Genomic DNA, 16,871 nt, shown 5'->3' with positions numbered 1-16,871 from the left:
GGGCCGTCGCGCGTCCTCTACCGGACCGGTCAGTAACCGGCCGGCTGGTACTTCGGCGAGGGGCCCCACTGGTTCGGGCCGCGCTCGCTGTCGGTGCAGAAGAAGACGATCAGCACGATCGCGCCCACGAGCGGGACGAGGGCGATCAGCAGCCACCAGCCGGACCGGTTGGTGTCGTGGAGCCGGCGCACGCCGACCGCCAGGCTCGGGATCAGCAGGCCCAGCGAGACGATCAGGCTCACGACGCTGGCGCCGATCATCGCGTCGATGGCGCTCGCCAGGACCGACACACCGAAGCTGAAGAGGGCGAACCACCAGTACTCGGACCGCCGGGCCCGCCCGGAGAAGCCGGCGTACTGGGTGAGGACGCTGCGCACGGCGTCCGGGAGCGGCATCGTCGGCGGGGCGTAGGGCTGTCCACCGGCGTAGGACGGCGCCGGCGCGTAGCCCTGGCCGTAGCCGGGAGCGCCCTGGCCGTAGCCGGGGGCAGCCTGGCCGTAGCCGGGGGCGCCCTGGCCGTACTCGGGGGCGCCCTGCCCGTAGCCGGGGGCGCCCTGGCCGTAGCCGGGAGCGCCGTACCCGGGCTGCTGCCCCTGGGGCGGCGGCGGAGGAGTGCCCCAGCCGGGCTGCCCCTGGGCGCCGCCGTTCGGGTCGCTCCCGTAGGGGTCGGTCGGGTTGGTCATCTGCCGCGTTCCTCCTGGTGGTCGGCTGCCCGTGGTGGCATCCGGGATGCGGATCGTAGTGGCCGTCACACGGTGGTGGGGAGACGCGACAGGCCCGAAACCAAGGTCACCCGGTCCGGTGACCGCACCGCGGAGCACCCGGGCAGGGGGCGTCGGAGCCTGCGGCCCCGCGCTCCCTAGGCTGTGTGCCCGTGACCACGACCGCGCCCGTCGTCCTGATCGCCGAAGAGCTCGCGCCGAGTGTGCTGGAGGTGCTCGGGACCGACGTCGAGATCCGTCATGTCGACGGTGCCGACCGGTCCGCGCTGCTGCCCGCGCTCGCCGACGCGGCGGCGGTGATGATCCGCAGCGCGACGCAGATCGACGCCGAGGCTCTGGCCGCGGCGCCGAACCTCAAGGTCGTCGCCCGCGCCGGCATCGGCCTGGACAACGTCGACGTCCCGGCCGCGACCGAGCGCGGCGTCATGGTCGTCAACGCGCCCACCTCGAACATCGTCAGCGCCGCCGAGCACGCCGTCGCGCTGCTGCTGGCCGCCGCCCGCCACATCCCGGCGGCCGACGCCTCGCTGCGCGAGGGGAAGTGGGCCCGCTCGAAGTTCACCGGCGTCGAGGTGACCGAGAAGACCGTCGGCGTCGTCGGGCTCGGCCGCATCGGCCAGCTGGTCGCCCAGCGGCTGGCCGCCTTCGACGTCGAGCTGATCGCCTACGACCCCTACATCCAGCCCGGCCGCGCGGCCCAGCTGGGCGTGCGCATGGTGTCGCTGGAGGAGCTGCTCCAGCAGGCCGACTTCATCACCATCCACCTGCCGAAGACGCCCGAGACCCTCGGGCTCATCGGGCCTGCGGAGCTGGCCACGACCAAGCGGGGCGTGATCATCGTCAACGCCGCCCGGGGTGGCCTCGTCGACGAGGCGGCCCTCGCCGAGGCGCTGCGGTCCGGGCAGGTGGGCGCGGCGGGCATCGACGTCTACGCCAAGGAGCCGTGCACCGACAGCCCGCTGTTCGGGCTGCCCAACACCGTCGTCACCCCGCACCTGGGCGCGTCCACCACCGAGGCGCAGGACAAGGCCGGCGCCGCCGTCGCCCGCTCGGTCCGGCTGGCCCTGCAGGGCGAGTTCGTCCCCGACGCCGTCAACGTCCAGGCCGGCGGCGTCGTCGCCCAGGACGTGCGCCCGGGCCTCCCGCTCGCCGAGAAGCTGGGCCGCGTGTTCACCGCCGTCGCGGGGGGCCTCGCGCAGTCGGTCACCGTCGACGTGCGCGGGAAGCTGGCCGAGTTCGACGCCTCGGTGCTGCAGCTGGCCGCGCTGAAGGGCGTGTTCTCCGACGTCGTCGAGGAGCAGGTCACCTACGTCAACGCGCCGCTGTTCGCCGAGCAGCGGGGGCTGGACGTCGCCCTCACCACCGACCCGGAGAGCCCGACCTACCGGAACCTGGTCACCCTGCGCGGCGCCATGGCCGACGGCCGTCCCGTCGCCGTCTCCGGCACCCTGTTCGGCAAGAACCAGGTGCCGCGGCTGACCGAGGTGGCCGGCTTCGAGATCGACCTCGCCGCCTCGGGCAACCTGCTCTTCTTCACCTACGCGGACCGGCCGGGTGTCGTGGGCGCCGTGGGCGCGGCTCTCGGGGAGGCCGGCATCAACATCGCCGGAGCGCAGGTCAGCCCGGCGAGCGACGGCGGCGAGGCGCTCATGGCGGTCACCGTCGACAGCCCCGTGGCCCCCGAGCTCCTCGAGGCGATCGCGGAGCGCATCGGCGCCCGCGCCGCCCGGGCCGCCGACCTCACCACGCTCTGACCTAGGGTTCCCTCCCATGCGCCTGGCAGTGATCCCTGGAGACGGCATCGGGCCCGAGGTCGTGGCGGAGGGCCTCAAGGTCCTCCGCGCGGTCGCACCCGACCTGGAGACGACGCCCTACGACCTCGGTGCCACCCGCTGGCAGCGGACCGGCGAGCTGCTGCCGGACACCGTCCTGGACGAGCTGCGCCAGCACGACGCGATCCTGCTCGGCGCGATCGGTGACCCCAGCGTGCCGCCGGGCATCCTCGAGCGCGGGCTGCTGCTGCGGCTGCGCTTCGAGCTCGACCACCACGTGAACCTGCGCCCGGCCCGGCTGTTCGACGGTGTGCGCAGCCCGCTGGCCTCGCCCGGCCCGATCGACATGCTGTGCGTGCGCGAGGGCACCGAGGGCCCGTACGTGGGCAACGGTGGCGTCCTGCGCAAGGACACCCCGCAGGAGGTCGCGACCGAGGTCAGCCTGAACACCGCCTTCGGTGTCGAGCGGGTGGTCCGGTACGCGTTCGAGCGCGCCGCGGCACGACCGCGCAAGCACCTGACCCTGATCCACAAGACCAACGTGCTCACCCACGCCGGTGGGCTCTGGTCGCGGGTCGTGGAGGAGGTGTCGGTCGAGTTCCCCGAGGTGACCGTCGCCTACCAGCACGTCGACGCCGCCTCGATGTTCTTCATCACCGACCCGGGCCGCTACGACGTCATCGTCACCGACAACCTGTTCGGCGACATCGTCACCGACGTCGCCGCCGCGGTGACCGGGGGCATCGGCCTGGCCGCGAGCGGGAACCTCGACGCCTCGGGGACCAACCCGAGCATGTTCGAGCCCGTGCACGGCTCCGCGCCCGACATCGCCGGCAAGGGCATCGCCGACCCGACCGCGACCGTGCTGTCGGTCGGCCTGCTGCTGCAGCACCTGGGCCGGACGGAGCAGGCCCGCAAGGTCGACGCCGCGGTCGCCTTCGACCTCTCCACCCGCGACCCGCAGGCGCCGATCCGCACCACCGACGTCGGCGACCGCCTCGCCGCGCTCGCCGGCGGCTGACTCAGCCGGGCGGCTCCTCCCGCAGGAGGTCGCCGACCGGCACCGGCAGGAGGGCCCGCCCGGTCTCGCCCGGGGCGGGCCACTCCGGCCGCACGGTGCAGCCGGCGCGGGAGGACTCGACCAGCACCACGGGCTGCCACGTCCAGTCCGCCGCGGGCTGCCCGGCCGGGAACGTCCCGCGCGGGAGCGGCGTGGGCAGCCGGGCCCACCAGCGGCGGTCGAGGGCGGCCAGGCCCCGGGCGCGCAGGACCTCGGCGGCCTCGCCGGGGGAGCCGGCCCCCCGGACGGGCGCGCCGGTCAGGAGGTGCGGCCGGCCGTCGGTGGCCAGCCAGCCCACCTGCTCGCCGTCGGCGCGGTGCACGGGGGTCCAGCCGCTGGGGATCACCGGCGCAGCCTCCCAGCGCCCGGCGCGGAGCTCACGCCGTTTTCCGGCCGTGCTTTACTCGTCGGCGATGAGCACCCGTGGCACGATCATCATCGCCTAGCGCGCAGTCCCTCCCGACTGCGCGCAGACCTCCCGTACCCGGGGGGTCTTTTTGCTTTCCGGGACGTTCGCCCACCCGATCCGAGGAGCGCCTCGTGCAGACCGACCCCGAGTTCCACGTCTTCGACACCACGCTGCGCGACGGCGCCCAGCGCGAGGGCATCAGCTACTCGGTCGCCGACAAGCTCGCGGTCGCCCGGCTGCTCGACGAGATCGGCGTGGGCTTCATCGAGGGCGGGTGGCCGGGGGCGCTGCCCAAGGACACCGAGTTCTTCGCCCGGGCCCGCACCGAGCTCAAGCTGCAGCACGCGCAGCTGGTCGCGTTCGGCGCCACCCGCAAGGCCGGGGTACGGGTGGAGGACGACCCGCAGGTCCGGGCGCTGCTGGACGCCGGGACGCCGGTGGTCTGCCTCGTCGCCAAGTCCGACGTGCGGCACGTGCGCGACGCGCTGCGCACCACGCCGGAGGAGAACCTGGCGATGGTGGCCGACACGGTCGCCCACCTGGTCGACCACGGCCGCCGGGTCTTCGTCGACTGCGAGCACTTCTTCGACGGGTACGCCGCCGACCCCGCCTACGGGGTGCGCGTCCTGGAGACGGCGTTCGCGGCCGGCGCCGAGGTGGGCGTCCTGTGCGACACCAACGGCGGCATGCTGCCCATGGGCGTGGGCCGGGTGGTCGCCGACGTGCGGGCGCGCACCACCGGGAAGCTCGGCATCCACTGCCAGGACGACACCGGCTGCGCGGTCGCCAACACCCTCGCCGCGGTCGAGGCGGGCGTCACCCACGTGCAGGGGACGGCGAACGGCTACGGCGAGCGGGCCGGGAACGCCGACACCTTCGCGCTGATCGCCAACCTGGTGACCAAGATGGGCATCCCGGCGGTCCCGGCCGAGTGCCTGCCCGAGCTGCAGCGGGTCAGCCACGCGATCGCCGAGCTGGCCAACATCGCCCCCGACGACCACCAGCCCTACGTCGGCGCCTCGGCGTTCGCGCACAAGGCGGGGCTGCACGCCAGCGCCATCAAGGTCAGCCCGGAGCTGTACAACCACCTCGACCCGGCGGTCGTGGGCAACGACATGCGCATCCTGGTCACCGAGATGGCCGGGCGCGCCTCGGTCGAGCTGAAGGGCCGGGAGCTCGGGGTCGACCTGAGCGGCCAGGGCGACGCGATCGGCCGGGTCGTGGACCAGGTGAAGGTGCTCGAGGCCGACGGGTGGTCGTTCGAGGCCGCCGACGCCTCCTTCGAGCTGCTGCTGCGCGCCCAGCTGCCCGACGCCCCGGCGCCGCTGTTCGAGCTGGAGAGCTACCGGACCTCCGTCGAGCACTGGGGCAACGGCGTGGTGGTCAGCGAGGCCACGGTCAAGGTGCACCTGCCCAACCCCGACGGGACCACCGAGCGGGTCATCAGCACCGGCGAGGGCAACGGCCCGGTGAACGCGCTGGACAACGCGCTCCGCCAGGCGCTGGTCGGCCGGTACCCCCAGCTGGCCGACGTGTCGCTGGCCGACTACAAGGTCCGCATCCTGGGCTGGCGCAGCGGCACGAGCGCCACGACCCGGGTGCTCATCGACACCACCGACGGCGTGGGGGAGTGGACGACGGTCGGCGTGCACGACAACGTCGTCGAGGCGTCCTGGCACGCGCTGGTGGACGCGCTGACCTACGCCGTCGTGCGCCGGCCCAGGCCCTAGCGCGCCTGCTCCTCAGCCGTAGCGGGCGACGAAGTTCGCCAGCACGCGTGCGGGATGGGTGACCACCGCGGGCGTCAGGCGCGCGATGACCTCCTCGACCTCGGCCGGCGGGAAGTAGCCGGCGTGCTGGTAGATGCGCACCCGCTGCACGATCCCCGGGACGTCGAGCTCGGGGTGGAACTGCGTGGCGTAGACGTTCCGCCGCACGCGGAACATCTGGACCGGGCAGCTCGCCGACGACGCCAGCAGCACCGCACCCGGCGGGAGCACCCGGCAGGCCTCCTTGTGCCCGACGAAGGCGCCGAAGCGCTCGGGCACCCCGGCGAGGAGCGGGTCCTCCCGCCCCTCGCCGGTGAGGACGACGTCCACCGCCGAGACCGGCTCGCCGTAGGTGCGGTCGACGACGCCGCCCTGGTGCGTGCCCAGGGTCCCGATGCCGTAGCAGGCGCCGAGGAAGGGCACGTCCCGCGCCACGACGTCGTCGAGGAGGGCGCCGAGCTCGCGCTCCACCCGCAGCTGCACCGGCGGCTTCTCCTCCGGCGGGTCGCTGGAGTTGAACGGGCTGCCGCCGAGCAGGAGGCCGGCGTACGCGTCGAGGTCGAGCGCCGGCAGGGGAGCGGCCTCGAGCCGGATGCGGTGCAGGCGGTCGCGGGCCAGCCCGGTGGCCCGCAGGAACGACGCGTACTCCTGGTCGGCGGCCTCGTCCTCGGGACGGGTCGACAGCAGCAGGAACGGCCGCCCGGGCCCGCCGGTGCTCAGCGGGGCTGGATCTCGCCCATCGGTCCCCAGCCGGGGACCTGGGGCGCGTCGACGTAGATGATCTGCGGCTGCGCCGAGACCAGGTCGGGGCCCTTCTCCACGAACTGCTTGAAGGCGTCCGTGGCCACGTGCGCCGCGCCCGCGTCGGCGTCGCGGAAGCCCTCGATGCAGATCCAGGTGTCGGGCTCCTCGATGCTGCGGGACCACTCGAAGAAGAGCGAGCCCTCCTCGGCGTTCACGGCGCGGGCGTAGTCGGCGGCCAGGCCGGCCCACTCGTCGGCACGCTCGGGACGGATGGGCATCTTCACGACGATGAGGATCACGCCGCCCATTCTCCCGTCAGGCCGGCCACGGCTCCAGCCGGCTCCTCAGGAGGCAGAACTCGTTGCCCTCGGGATCGCGCAGCACGTGCCAGCCGTGCTCGGCGGACTGGCCGACGTCGGCCGGCACGGCACCCAGGCCGAGCAGCCGCTGCAGCTCGGCCTCCTGGTCCCGGTCGGTGGGGTTGACGTCGATGTGCAGCCGGACCTTCCCGGGTGTCGGGTCGGCGACCGGGGCGAAGACCAGGGTGGGCGCGGGGCCGCCGAAGCCGGCCTCCGGGCCGATCTCGACGGCGCCGTCCTCCTCCCGGCCCAGGACCCGGTAGCCGAGCACCGCCGCCCAGAAGGCGGCGAGCGACTCGGGGTCGCGGCTGTCGACGACGAGCTCGGAGAAGCGGCAGGCCATGGGCGCACGGTAGGCAGATCCGGTCGCGGCTAACCTCGCCCTGTGCGCATCGTCCGTTTCGCCTCCCAGCAGGGCATGTCCTTCGGCGTCCTCGACGGGGACGGCCAGGTCGCCCAGATCGAGGGCCACCCCTTCGGCCAGATCTCCTTCACCGGCGCCCGCTTCGCCCAGGCCGACATCCGGCTGCTCTCGCCGATCCTGCCGAGCAAGGTGGTGTGCGTCGGCAAGAACTACGCCGAGCACGTGAAGGAGATGAACACCGGTGACGCTCCGAAGGAGCCGATGCTGTTCCTCAAGCCCTCGACGTCGGTGATCGGCCCCGGCGACGCCATCCGCATCCCGCCGGGCAGCACCAACGTGCAGCACGAGGTCGAGCTGGCCGTGGTCATCGGTGCCCGGGGGGCCCGCAACGTCAGCCCCGAGCAGGCGATGGCGAGCATCTTCGGCTTCACGATCGGCAACGACGTCACCGAGCGCGACATGCAGAAGAGCGACGGCCAGTGGACCCGGGCGAAGGGCTTCGACTCGTTCTGCCCGCTCGGGCCCTGGATCGAGACCGACCTGCCCGGCCTGGGCCTGGACCCCGCCGACCTGGAGATCACCTGCAGCGTCGACGGCGAGCTCCGGCAGAGCGGCCGGACCAGCCAGCTGCTCTTCGGCATCCCGACCCTGATCTCCTACATCTCCCGCGTGATGACGCTGCTGCCCGGCGACGTCGTGCTCACCGGCACCCCGTCGGGCGTCGGCCCGATCCGCGCCGGCCAGCAGGTCGAGTGCGCCATCCAGGGCCTGGGCACGCTGACCAGCTCGGTCAGCTCCGCCGACCCCGTCTCCACCGCGGGTGGTGGCCTGTGACCACGCCCGCCGGCGAGGTCCGCACCCGGTTCTGCCCGTCCCCGACGGGGATGGTGCACGTCGGCCTGATGCGCACCGCGCTGTTCAACTGGGCGCACGCCCGGCACAGCGGTGGCACGTTCGTCTTCCGGATCGAGGACACCGACGCCGCGCGGGACTCCGAGGAGTCCTACCGGCACCTGCTGGACTGCCTGCGCTGGATGGGGCTCACCTGGGACGAGGGCCCCGAGGTCGGCGGCCCGCACGGCCCGTACCGGCAGTCCGAGCGGCACGACATCTACCGCGAGGTCGCGGCCAAGCTGGTCGAGGCCGGGCACGCCTACGAGTCCTTCTCCACGAACGAGGAGGTCGACGCCCGCCGCCGCGCCGCCGGCCAGGACCCCAAGCTCGGCTACGACAACGCCGACCGCTTCCTCACCGACGCGCAGAAGGCCGCCTTCCGCGACGAGGGCCGCTCCCCGGTGCTCCGCCTGAAGATGCCCGACGAGGACCTGGTCTGGACCGACCTGGTGCGCGGGGAGATCCGCTTCGCCGCCGGCTCGGTCCCCGACTTCGTCCTGGTCCGCGGCAACGGGGCGCCGCTGTACCCGTTCGTGAACCCCGTCGACGACGCGCTGATGCGGATCACCGACGTGCTGCGCGGGGAGGACCTGCTGCCCTCGACGCCGCGGCAGATCGCGCTGTACGCGGCGCTCACCGACATCGGCGTCGCCCAGGGCACCCCGCGGTTCGGGCACCTGCCGTACGTGACCGGCGAGGGCAGCAAGAAGCTGTCCAAGCGCGACCCGCAGTCCAACCTCGACGTGTACCGGGACCGCGGCTTCCTGCCCGAGGGCTTCGCCAACTACCTGGCGCTGCTGGGCTGGTCGATCGCCGAGGACCGCGACATCTTCTCGGTGCAGGAGATGGTCGAGGCCTTCGACGTCACCCGCGTGAGCCCCAACCCGGCGCGCTTCGACCTGAAGAAGGCCGAGGCGATCAACGCCACCCACCTGCGGGCGCTGCCGGTCGAGGAGTTCGTCGACCGCGTGGTGCCCTACCTGGCCGCCGAGGGGCTCGTCGCCGAGCCGCCGACGGCCGAGCAGGACCGGGTGCTGCGCGCGATCGCCCCGCTCGCGCAGGAGCGCATGGTCGTGCTGTCCGAGGCGGTCGGGCTGCTGCGCTTCCTGTTCGTCGACGACGTCGAGATCGAGCCCGCAGCGGCGGACAAGCAGCTCTCCGGTGAGAGCGCCGTCCAGGTGCTGGACGCCGCCACCGCGGCGCTGGGCGAGCTGGCCGACTGGAGCACGCCGGCCATCGAGCAGGCGCTCAAGGACGCGCTCGTCGAGGGCCTGGGCATCAAGCCGCGCCAGGCGTTCGGCCCGGTGCGCGTGGCGGTGAGCGGGCGGACCGTCTCCCCGCCACTGTACGAGTCGATGGAGCTGCTGGGCCGGGAGCGCACGCTGGCCCGGCTCGCCGCGGCCCGCGGGGTGGCGACGGCGGGATGAGCCTGCCGGGGACCGGGGTCGGGCCGGAGGACGCGTACGCCGGTCCGCCACCGTTCGCGCGACCCGGACCCGACCAGCCGCCCCCGGCCCCCTGGCCGGTCGCGTACGCGGTCCCGCCGTGGGCGCCGCCGTGGCCCTCCGGCGGCCCGCCCCAGGTGGCCTGGGCGCCGCCGCCCGGGACGCCGCCGCACGACGAGCCGCAGCCCTACCTGCACGCCATGCGTGCCCGGGGCTGGGCGTGGTGGCGGCCGCTCGTCGGGCTGCTCCTGCTGGCGGCGTGCTTCCTCGTCGCCGGCGGGTTCCTCGGGGCCGTCGCCGTCGTCACCGGGACCAGCGCCGACCTGGCGATGGGCGACCTCACCGACCCCCTCGTCCTGCTGGTCACCAACCTGGCCCTGGCCCTCGGCATCCCCGTCGTGTGGCTGGCCTGGTCCGTGGCCCACTCCATGGGGCCGGGCTGGTCGTCGTCGGTGCTCGGGCGGCTGCGCTGGCGGCTGCTGCCCCGGCTCACGCTGCTGGCGCTCGTCTCGCTCGGCCTGGCCATCGGCCTCGCGCTGGCGCTCGACCTGGCGACGGGGGAGGGCGAGGTCGAGGGTCCGGTGGCCGGCTGGGGGTGGCTGCTCGCGGTCGTCCTGCTGACCACCCCGCTGCAGTCCGCGGCGGAGGAGTACCTGTTCCGCGGCTACCTCAGCCAGACCGTCGCCGGCTGGGTGCGCAGCCCGGCGGCCGGGGCGGTCGTGGCCGCGCTGGTCACCGGCGCGGTGTTCTCCCTCGCCCACCTGCCGCCGGACCTCGTGACCTTCCTCGACCGGTTCGCCTTCGCCCTGGCCGCGTCGGCGGTGGTGTGGCTGACCGGCGGGCTGGAGGCCGCGATCGTGCTGCACGTGGTCAACAACGTGGTGGTGTTCCTGGCCGCCGGCCTGCTGGGCGGGGGAGTGGCGACGGAGTCGGTCCCCGAGGGGGCCGGCCCCTGGCCATTGCTCATCGGGCTGGCCGGGACAGCGGCCTACGTCGCGCTCGTGGCCCGCTGGCGCCGCGGGGCGCACCCGGAGACGCGCACGGCCGCCCAGGACCTGCGCGGCCCCTTCCTCCCGCCCCCGGTCCCGGCGGCCTGACCCGCCGGCCGGGGGGTGGTGCGACGGCCCCGCAGCACGTCAGGTAGAGTCTTCGACGGCACCGCGAGGTGCTCACCCATGGGGTATGGGGTAATTGGCAGCCCGACGGTTTCTGGTTCCGTTAGTCTAGGTTCGAGTCCTGGTACCCCAGCGAGGAAGCCTGGTTCCTCTTGCACCACCAGCACGGCCCCGTCGTCTAGCGGCCCAGGACGCCGCCCTCTCACGGCGGTAGCGAGGGTTCGAATCCCTTCGGGGCTACGCGACCGAGAGCCCCCGGCCACCAGGCCGGGGGCTCTCGCCTTTCCGGGGGACGTTCCCGGACCCCGGTGCCGGGGCGCGATCCCGGCATGGCAAAATGCTCACTGCACGGCCCCGTCGTCTAGCGGCCTAGGACGCCGCCCTCTCACGGCGGTAGCGAGGGTTCGAATCCCTTCGGGGCTACGCGACCGAGAGCCCCCGACCACCCGGTCGGGGGCTCTCGCCGTCTCCGGTGGCCCATGATCACGACCGGGACTACCGTCGATCCGCCGGTCACGCACGGTGACGTCGGCGGGAAGGTGGTCGACGCGTGATCCGCACGACCCGTCAGCTGGCCGACGGGCGCGACATCCTCTACTTCGACGACGACCGCGACGCCCCGGTCCGCCAGGCCCGCGACACGCGGGACCTCCCGGCGGTGAGCACGCGGTCGGAGCTGCGGTTCGACCCGCTGCTGGGGGAGTGGGTCGTCGTCGCCGCGCACCGGCAGACGCGCACCTTCCTGCCGCCGGCCGACCAGTGCCCGCTGTGCCCGTCGCGTCCGGGCCGGCCCACGGAGGTCCCGGAGAGCGACTACCAGGTGGTGGTCTTCGAGAACCGGTTCCCGTCGCTGGCCATCGACGTCGCGCGCGACGTGGCCCCCACCGTCCCCGGCAACCCGCTGGCCGAGCTGCGCCCGGGGTTCGGCCGCTGCGAGGTCGTCTGCTTCACCAGCGAGCACGACCGAGACTTCGCCGAGCTGCCGCCCGAGCGCGCCCGGCTGGTGGTCGACGTGTGGGCCGAGCGCACCGCGGAGCTGTCGGCGGTCGAGGGCGTGCAGCAGGTGTTCTGCTTCGAGAACCACGGCGAGGAGATCGGGGTGACCCTGTCGCACCCCCACGGGCAGATCTACGCCTACCCGTTCGTGACGCCGCGGGTGGCCGCCGTGCTGCGCTCGGTGCAGCGGCACCGCGAGGCCACCGGCGGGGACCTGTTCGCCGACGTGCTCGCCGCCGAGCGCTCCGGCCCCCGGGTCGTCGCCACGAACGAGCACTGGACGGCGTTCGTCCCGGCCGCCGCCCGCTGGCCCTACGAACTGCAGCTGTTCCCGCACCGCCGGGTCGCCGACCTGCCGGCGCTGACCGGCGAGGAGCGGGACGCCTTCGTCGAGGTCTACCTCGACGTCCTGGGCCGCTTCGCGCACCGCTTCGACACCCCCATGCCCTACATCGCCTCGTGGAACCAGGCCCCGGCGCAGGCGCGCGAGGACTGGTGGCTGCACCTGCAGCTGTTCTCGCTGCGGCGCGCCCCGGGGAAGCTGAAGTACCTCGCCGGCTCGGAGTCGGGCATGGGCGCGTTCATCACCGACACCAACCCCGAGGACGTCGCCGAGCAGCTGCGGGCCGTCACGTGGTGAGCGACGCCGACGCCGCGCGCACCGCTGCCGAGGCCTTCGCGGAGCGGTTCGGGCGGCAGCCCGAGGGCGTGTGGGCCGCGCCCGGGCGGGTGAACGTCATCGGCGAGCACACCGACTACAACGGCGGGTTCGTCCTGCCCGTCGCCCTCCCGCACACCACCCGCGCCGCCGTGGCCCGCCGCGCGGACGGCGTGCTCGCGCTGGCCTCCGTGCAGCACCCGGGCGAGGACGTCGAGGTCCCCGTGGCCGACCTCGCGCCCGGCCGGCCCGGGGGCTGGGCCGGCTACCCGGCGGGCGTGGTGCACGCCCTCGCCGACCACGCGGCCGGAGGGCTCAGCGTCCTCGTCGACGGCGACGTCCCCTCCGGTGCGGGGCTGTCCTCCTCGGCGGCGCTGTCGTGCTCCGTCGCGCTCGCCGTGCGGGACCTGCTCGGCCTGGACCTCGACGCCGACGCACTCGTCGACGTCGCCCGCCGGGCCGAGAACGACTTCGTCGGCGCGCCCACCGGGGTCCTCGACCAGTCGGCGTCGGTCCTGTGCACGGCCGGCCACGCCCTCTTCTTCGACACCCGCGACGGCACCCGCGAGCAGGTGCCGCTCGACCTCGCCGCTGCCGGCCTCGCCCTGCTGGTGGTCGACACCGGCACCACCCACGACCACGCCGAGGGCGGCTACCGCGACCGGCGCCGGGAGTGCGAGGAGGCCGCCGCCCGCCTGGGCGTGCCCCTCCTGCGCGAGGTCGACGACGTCACCGCGCTGGACGCGCTCGACGACGGAACGCCCGAGGGCGCCGTCCGCCTCCGGCGCGCGCGGCACGTCGTCACCGAGGACGCCCGCGTCCTCGAGGTGGTCGCCGCGCTCCGGGAGGACGCCGACCCGCGGGCCGTCGGCCCCGTGCTCACCGCCGGGCACGTCTCGCTGCGCGACGACTTCGAGGTGTCGGTCCCGCTGGTCGACGCCTGCGTCGACGCCGCCCTGGCCGCCGGCGCCCACGGGGCCCGCATGGTCGGCGGGGGCTTCGGCGGCAGCGTCGTCGCGCTGGTCGACGCCGCGGCGGTCGACGCCGTGGGCGCCGCCGTCACCGAACGCTTCGCGCGCGAGGCCGCACCCGCCCCGCGCACCTTCGTCGTCGTCCCCTCCGCCGGCGCCCGACGCCTGGCCTGAACTGCATCCTGAGAAGAGGAGCCCGTGGACGATCAGCTGAAGCTCGATGCTTCCTTCGTCGACTACGCCCTGGTCGCGGCCTACTTCGCCGTCGTCCTGCTGATCGGCGTCGCCGCCCGCCGCCGCGTGTCCGACAGCCTGGACTTCTTCCTGTCCGGCCGGTCGCTGCCGGCGTGGGTCACCGGCCTGGCGTTCATCTCGGCCAACCTGGGCGCGGTCGAGATCGTCGGGATGTCGGCCAACGGCGCGCAGTACGGCATGGCCACCATGCACTACTTCTGGATCGGCGCCATCCCCGCGATGCTCTTCCTGGGCGTCGTGATGATGCCCTTCTACTACGGGTCGAAGGTCCGCAGCGTCCCGGAGTTCATGCGCCGCCGGTTCGGCACCGGCGCCCACCTGGTCAACGCCCTCAGCTTCGCCGTCGCCCAGGTCCTCATCGCCGGCATCAACCTGTACCTGCTGGCCACCATCGTGAACGCGCTGCTCGGCTGGCCGCTGTGGGTCTCGCTGATCGTCGCGGCCGCGGTCGTGCTCAGCTACATCACCCTCGGCGGCCTCTCCGCGGCGATCTACAACGAGGTGCTGCAGTTCTTCGTCATCGTCGCCGCGCTGCTGCCCCTGACCCTGATCGGCCTGCACCGGGTCGGCGGCGTCGGGGGGCTGGTCGACAAGGTGACCGCGTCCGGGGGTGAGGAGCAGCTGTCCTCCTGGCCGGCGACCGAGCTCTCCGGCTTCGAGAACCCGGTGTGGTCGGCCATCGGCATCGTCTTCGGCCTGGGCTTCGTGCTCTCCTTCGGCTACTGGACGACGAACTTCGTCGAGGTGCAGCGGGCGATGGCCACCAACTCGATGTCGGCCGCGCGCAGCACGCCGATCATCGGGGCCTTCCCGAAGATGTTCATCCCGTTCATCGTGGTGATCCCGGGCCTGATCGCCACGGTGCTGGTGCCCGAGGTCATCGAGGCCAAGGCGAACGCCGACGCCGACTTCGACTACAACAACGCGATCCTGCTGCTGATCCGGGACGTGCTGCCCAACGGCCTGCTCGGCGTGGCCCTGGCCGGGCTGCTGGCCGCCTTCATGGCGGGCATGGCGGCCAACATCTCCTCGTTCAACACCGTCTTCAGCTACGACCTGTGGCAGCAGTACGTGAAGAAGGACCGGCCCGACGGCTACTACCTGAAGGTCGGGCGCTGGGCGACCGTCGGGGCCACCGTCGCCGCGATCGGGACGGCGCTGATCGCCGCGGGCTACAGCAACCTCATGGACTACCTGCAGACGCTGTTCGGGTTCTTCAACGCCCCGCTGTTCGCGACGTTCATCCTCGGCATGTTCTGGAAGCGGATGACGCCGACGGCCGGCTGGGCGGGGCTGGTCTCGGGCACGGCCGCGGCGGTCACGGTGTTCGTGCTCGTGGAGACGGGGGTTCTCGACCTGCCCGGCCAGGGCGGTGCCTTCGTCGCCGCCGGCGCCGCGTTCGTCGTCGACATCGTGGTCAGCGTCGTCGTCAGCCGGGTCACGGCGCCCAAGCCGGTGTCCGAGCTGGCCGGGCTCGTCTACTCGGAGACGCCGCGCGAGGTGCGCACCGACCCCGACGCGCACAGGCTGCCCTGGTACCGCTCGCCGGTGCCGCTGGCCGGGGTCGCGCTGGCCCTGGTCGTCGTCCTGAACATCATCTTCCGGTGAGGGGAGAACCCGTGAGCAAGGGCCAGAAGGCGGGCGCCTTCGACGTCCGCAACGTCATCGCCGAGCTGATCGGCCTCTACGGGGTCGTGCTCGTCGTCGTGGGGCTGCTCGACGACTCCGCCGAGGTGATGGAGAAGACCGGCGGCGTCAACGCGAACCTGTGGGCCGGCATCGGCATGCTGGTGGTCGCGGCCGCCTTCGCCCTGTGGTCGCGGCTGCGCCCCACCGTGGTGCAGCCGCCCGCGCGGGACGAGGAGGGCACCGGCCGGGACGGCTAGCGGGCCGCCCGGGAGATGGCGGCCGCGGCGTCGAGGACGGCGCCGATGACCTCCACGCCGGGCCGGCGGCCCAGCCGCTCGACCGGCCCGGAGATGGAGACCGCGCCGAGCACCGCGCCCGTGCCGTCGCGGACGGGGGAGGACAGCGAGGCGACGCCGGCCTCGCGCTCGGCCACGCTGTGCGCCCAGCCGCGGCGGCGGACGTCGAGCAGCGTGCGGGCGGTGAAGCTGGCGTTGGGCAGCAGCCGGTTGACCTCGTCGGCCGGCATGAACGCAAGCAGCGCGTGGGCCGCGGACCCGGCGGTCATGGGCAGCCGGGCCCCGACCGGGACGGTGTCGCGCAGGCCGCTGGTGCGCTCGGCGGCGGCCACGCACACGCGGGTGGCGCCGTCGCGTACGTAGAACTGCGCGCTCTCGCCGGTGGCGTCGCGCAGGGTGACCAGGTGCCGGCCGGCGATCTCGCCGATGTCGGCGGTACCGCGGCCCAGCTCGGCGAGCGCCGGGCCGGGGGCCCAGCTGCCGCCGTCGGTCCGGCGCACGAGGCGGTGGCCCTCCAGCGCGACGGCCAGCCGGTGGGCCGTCGCGCGCGGCAGACCGGTGCGCGTCACGAGCTCGGCGAGGGTCGCCGGCTCCTGCGCCACGGCGTGGAGGATCGACACCGCTTTGTCCAGAACCGCTACCGGGTTAGGCTGTCCCACACAGCAATACTCGCATCCCACTGGGTGAGACCGCTACCGCGATCACCCGGGCGGGTTGCCAGTCGAGAGGACGAACCGTGCCGAAGACCCTGGCCGAGAAGGTCTACGACGCGCACGTGGTGCGCAGCACCCCGGGCGAGCCGGACCTCCTCTACATCGACCTGCACCTCGTGCACGAGGTGACCAGCCCGCAGGCCTTCGACGGTCTCCGCGCGGCCGGGCGGACGGTGCGCCACCCCGAGCTCACCATGGCCACCGAGGACCACAACGTCCCGACGCTGGACATCCTCAAGCCGATCGCCGACCCGATCAGCCGGGCGCAGGTCGACGCGCTGCGGAAGAACGCGCAGGAGTTCGGCATCCGGCTGGCCCCGATGGGCGACCGGGACCAGGGCATCGTGCACGTGATCGGCCCGCAGCTCGGCCTCACCCAGCCCGGCATGACGATCGTCTGCGGCGACAGCCACACCTCGACCCACGGTGCCTTCGGCGCCCTCGCGTTCGGCATCGGCACCAGCGAGGTCGAGCACGTGCTGGCCACCCAGACGCTGCCGCAGTACCGCCCGAGGCAGATGGCCGTGACCGTGGACGGGGAGCTGGCCCCGGGCGTCTCGGCGAAGGACATCATCCTCGCCGTCATCGCGCAGATCGGCACCAACGGCGCCGCCGGCCACGTCATCGAGTACCGCGGCAGCGCCATCGAGGCGCTGTCGATGGAGGCCCGCATGACGATCTGCAACATGTCGATCGAGGC

17 protein-coding genes and 3 tRNA genes are annotated in these 16,871 nt (G+C 73.7%); 14 read left to right on the top strand and 6 right to left on the bottom strand.

The window, feature by feature from the left end:
• Positions 1 to 29: 29 nt before the first annotated feature.
• Entirely contained in the window at positions 30 to 683 is a 654-nt protein-coding gene (locus E4P43_RS20890; protein ID WP_209313921.1) for a DUF805 domain-containing protein, read from the bottom strand.
• 191 nt (positions 684 to 874) lie between these two features.
• Here E4P43_RS20890 and serA point away from each other — a divergent pair, with 191 nt between their 5' ends.
• Entirely contained in the window at positions 875 to 2,476 is a 1,602-nt protein-coding gene (gene serA / locus E4P43_RS16085; protein ID WP_135146464.1) for a phosphoglycerate dehydrogenase, read from the top strand.
• A 16-nt stretch (positions 2,477 to 2,492) separates the two neighbouring features.
• Positions 2,493 to 3,515 carry a 3-isopropylmalate dehydrogenase gene (locus E4P43_RS16080; protein ID WP_135146463.1) on the top strand — a complete coding sequence of 341 codons (1,023 nt, stop codon included), beginning with the start codon at positions 2,493 to 2,495 and terminating at the stop codon, positions 3,513 to 3,515.
• Between the two features lies 1 nt (position 3,516).
• Here the strand turns inward: E4P43_RS16080 and E4P43_RS16075 are convergent, their stop codons facing one another.
• Complete coding sequence (locus tag E4P43_RS16075) at positions 3,517 to 3,900, bottom strand: hypothetical protein (RefSeq protein WP_135146462.1); 384 nt, start codon at positions 3,898 to 3,900, stop codon at positions 3,517 to 3,519.
• 194 nt (positions 3,901 to 4,094) lie between these two features.
• Here E4P43_RS16075 and cimA point away from each other — a divergent pair, with 194 nt between their 5' ends.
• On the top strand, positions 4,095 to 5,693 hold the full coding sequence (gene cimA, locus E4P43_RS16070) for a citramalate synthase (RefSeq protein ID WP_135146461.1): 1,599 nt from the start codon (positions 4,095 to 4,097) through the stop codon (positions 5,691 to 5,693).
• Positions 5,694 to 5,705: 12 nt separating this feature from the next.
• On the opposite strand, the gene E4P43_RS16065 is transcribed toward cimA, so the two are convergent.
• The 3 genes from E4P43_RS16065 to E4P43_RS16055 are packed head-to-tail and all read right to left on the bottom strand — an operon-like array spanning position 5,706 to position 7,178.
• A complete protein-coding gene (locus E4P43_RS16065; protein ID WP_280791016.1) occupies positions 5,706 to 6,419 on the bottom strand; it encodes a glutamine amidotransferase in 714 nt (237 codons plus the stop codon).
• 29 nt (positions 6,420 to 6,448) lie between these two features.
• Positions 6,449 to 6,784, bottom strand: coding sequence for a putative quinol monooxygenase (locus tag E4P43_RS16060; RefSeq protein ID WP_135146460.1), 336 nt, complete (start codon positions 6,782 to 6,784; stop codon positions 6,449 to 6,451).
• A gap of 7 nt (positions 6,785 to 6,791) precedes the next feature.
• A complete protein-coding gene (locus E4P43_RS16055; RefSeq protein ID WP_135146459.1) occupies positions 6,792 to 7,178 on the bottom strand; it encodes a VOC family protein in 387 nt (128 codons plus the stop codon).
• A 42-nt stretch (positions 7,179 to 7,220) separates the two neighbouring features.
• Here E4P43_RS16055 and E4P43_RS16050 point away from each other — a divergent pair, with 42 nt between their 5' ends.
• The 10 genes from E4P43_RS16050 (at position 7,221) to E4P43_RS16005 (ending at position 15,419) form a co-directional block, all read left to right on the top strand.
• On the top strand, positions 7,221 to 8,033 hold the full coding sequence (locus E4P43_RS16050; RefSeq protein ID WP_135146458.1) for a fumarylacetoacetate hydrolase family protein: 813 nt from the start codon (positions 7,221 to 7,223) through the stop codon (positions 8,031 to 8,033).
• Positions 8,030 to 9,520 carry a glutamate--tRNA ligase gene (gene gltX / locus E4P43_RS16045; RefSeq protein WP_135146457.1) on the top strand — a complete coding sequence of 497 codons (1,491 nt, stop codon included), beginning with the start codon at positions 8,030 to 8,032 and terminating at the stop codon, positions 9,518 to 9,520. The genes E4P43_RS16050 and gltX overlap by 4 nt, the downstream gene beginning before the upstream one ends.
• A complete protein-coding gene (locus E4P43_RS16040) occupies positions 9,517 to 10,635 on the top strand; it encodes a CPBP family intramembrane glutamic endopeptidase (RefSeq protein WP_135146456.1) in 1,119 nt (372 codons plus the stop codon). Before gltX ends, E4P43_RS16040 begins: the two co-directional genes overlap by 4 nt.
• A 79-nt stretch (positions 10,636 to 10,714) precedes the next feature.
• A tRNA-Gln gene (locus E4P43_RS16035) sits at positions 10,715 to 10,786 on the top strand.
• A 34-nt stretch (positions 10,787 to 10,820) separates the two neighbouring features.
• Positions 10,821 to 10,893 (top strand) — tRNA-Glu (locus E4P43_RS16030).
• Positions 10,894 to 11,003: 110 nt separating this feature from the next.
• Positions 11,004 to 11,076 (top strand) — tRNA-Glu (locus E4P43_RS16025).
• 127 nt (positions 11,077 to 11,203) lie between these two features.
• Positions 11,204 to 12,289, top strand: coding sequence for a galactose-1-phosphate uridylyltransferase (gene galT, locus E4P43_RS16020; RefSeq protein WP_135146455.1), 1,086 nt, complete (start codon positions 11,204 to 11,206; stop codon positions 12,287 to 12,289).
• Complete coding sequence (gene galK / locus E4P43_RS16015) at positions 12,286 to 13,452, top strand: galactokinase (protein ID WP_135146454.1); 1,167 nt, start codon at positions 12,286 to 12,288, stop codon at positions 13,450 to 13,452. Before galT ends, galK begins: the two co-directional genes overlap by 4 nt.
• Before the next feature lie 24 nt (positions 13,453 to 13,476).
• A complete protein-coding gene (locus E4P43_RS16010) occupies positions 13,477 to 15,141 on the top strand; it encodes a sodium:solute symporter family protein (protein ID WP_135146453.1) in 1,665 nt (554 codons plus the stop codon).
• 11 nt (positions 15,142 to 15,152) lie between these two features.
• Positions 15,153 to 15,419 (top strand): hypothetical protein, encoded by a 267-nt coding sequence (locus E4P43_RS16005; RefSeq protein ID WP_209313919.1) that lies wholly within the window; start codon positions 15,153 to 15,155, stop codon positions 15,417 to 15,419.
• On the opposite strand, the gene E4P43_RS16000 is transcribed toward E4P43_RS16005, so the two are convergent.
• Entirely contained in the window at positions 15,416 to 16,117 is a 702-nt protein-coding gene (locus E4P43_RS16000; RefSeq protein WP_135146451.1) for an IclR family transcriptional regulator, read from the bottom strand. The two genes, E4P43_RS16005 and E4P43_RS16000, sit on opposite strands and share 4 nt — an antisense overlap.
• Positions 16,118 to 16,194: 77 nt before the next feature.
• Between E4P43_RS16000 and E4P43_RS15995 the strand changes: the two genes are divergently transcribed.
• Positions 16,195 to 16,871 (top strand): aconitase family protein (locus tag E4P43_RS15995; protein WP_245159180.1); only part of this gene is annotated, 677 nt, incomplete at its 3' end.

This window comes from Blastococcus sp. TF02A-35, from assembly GCF_004571075.1.
In the GTDB taxonomy this organism is placed as follows: domain Bacteria; phylum Actinomycetota; class Actinomycetes; order Mycobacteriales; family Geodermatophilaceae; genus Blastococcus.
The sequence above is the reverse complement of the archived record's forward strand: the minus strand, read 5'-3'. Positions and strand labels throughout refer to the sequence as shown.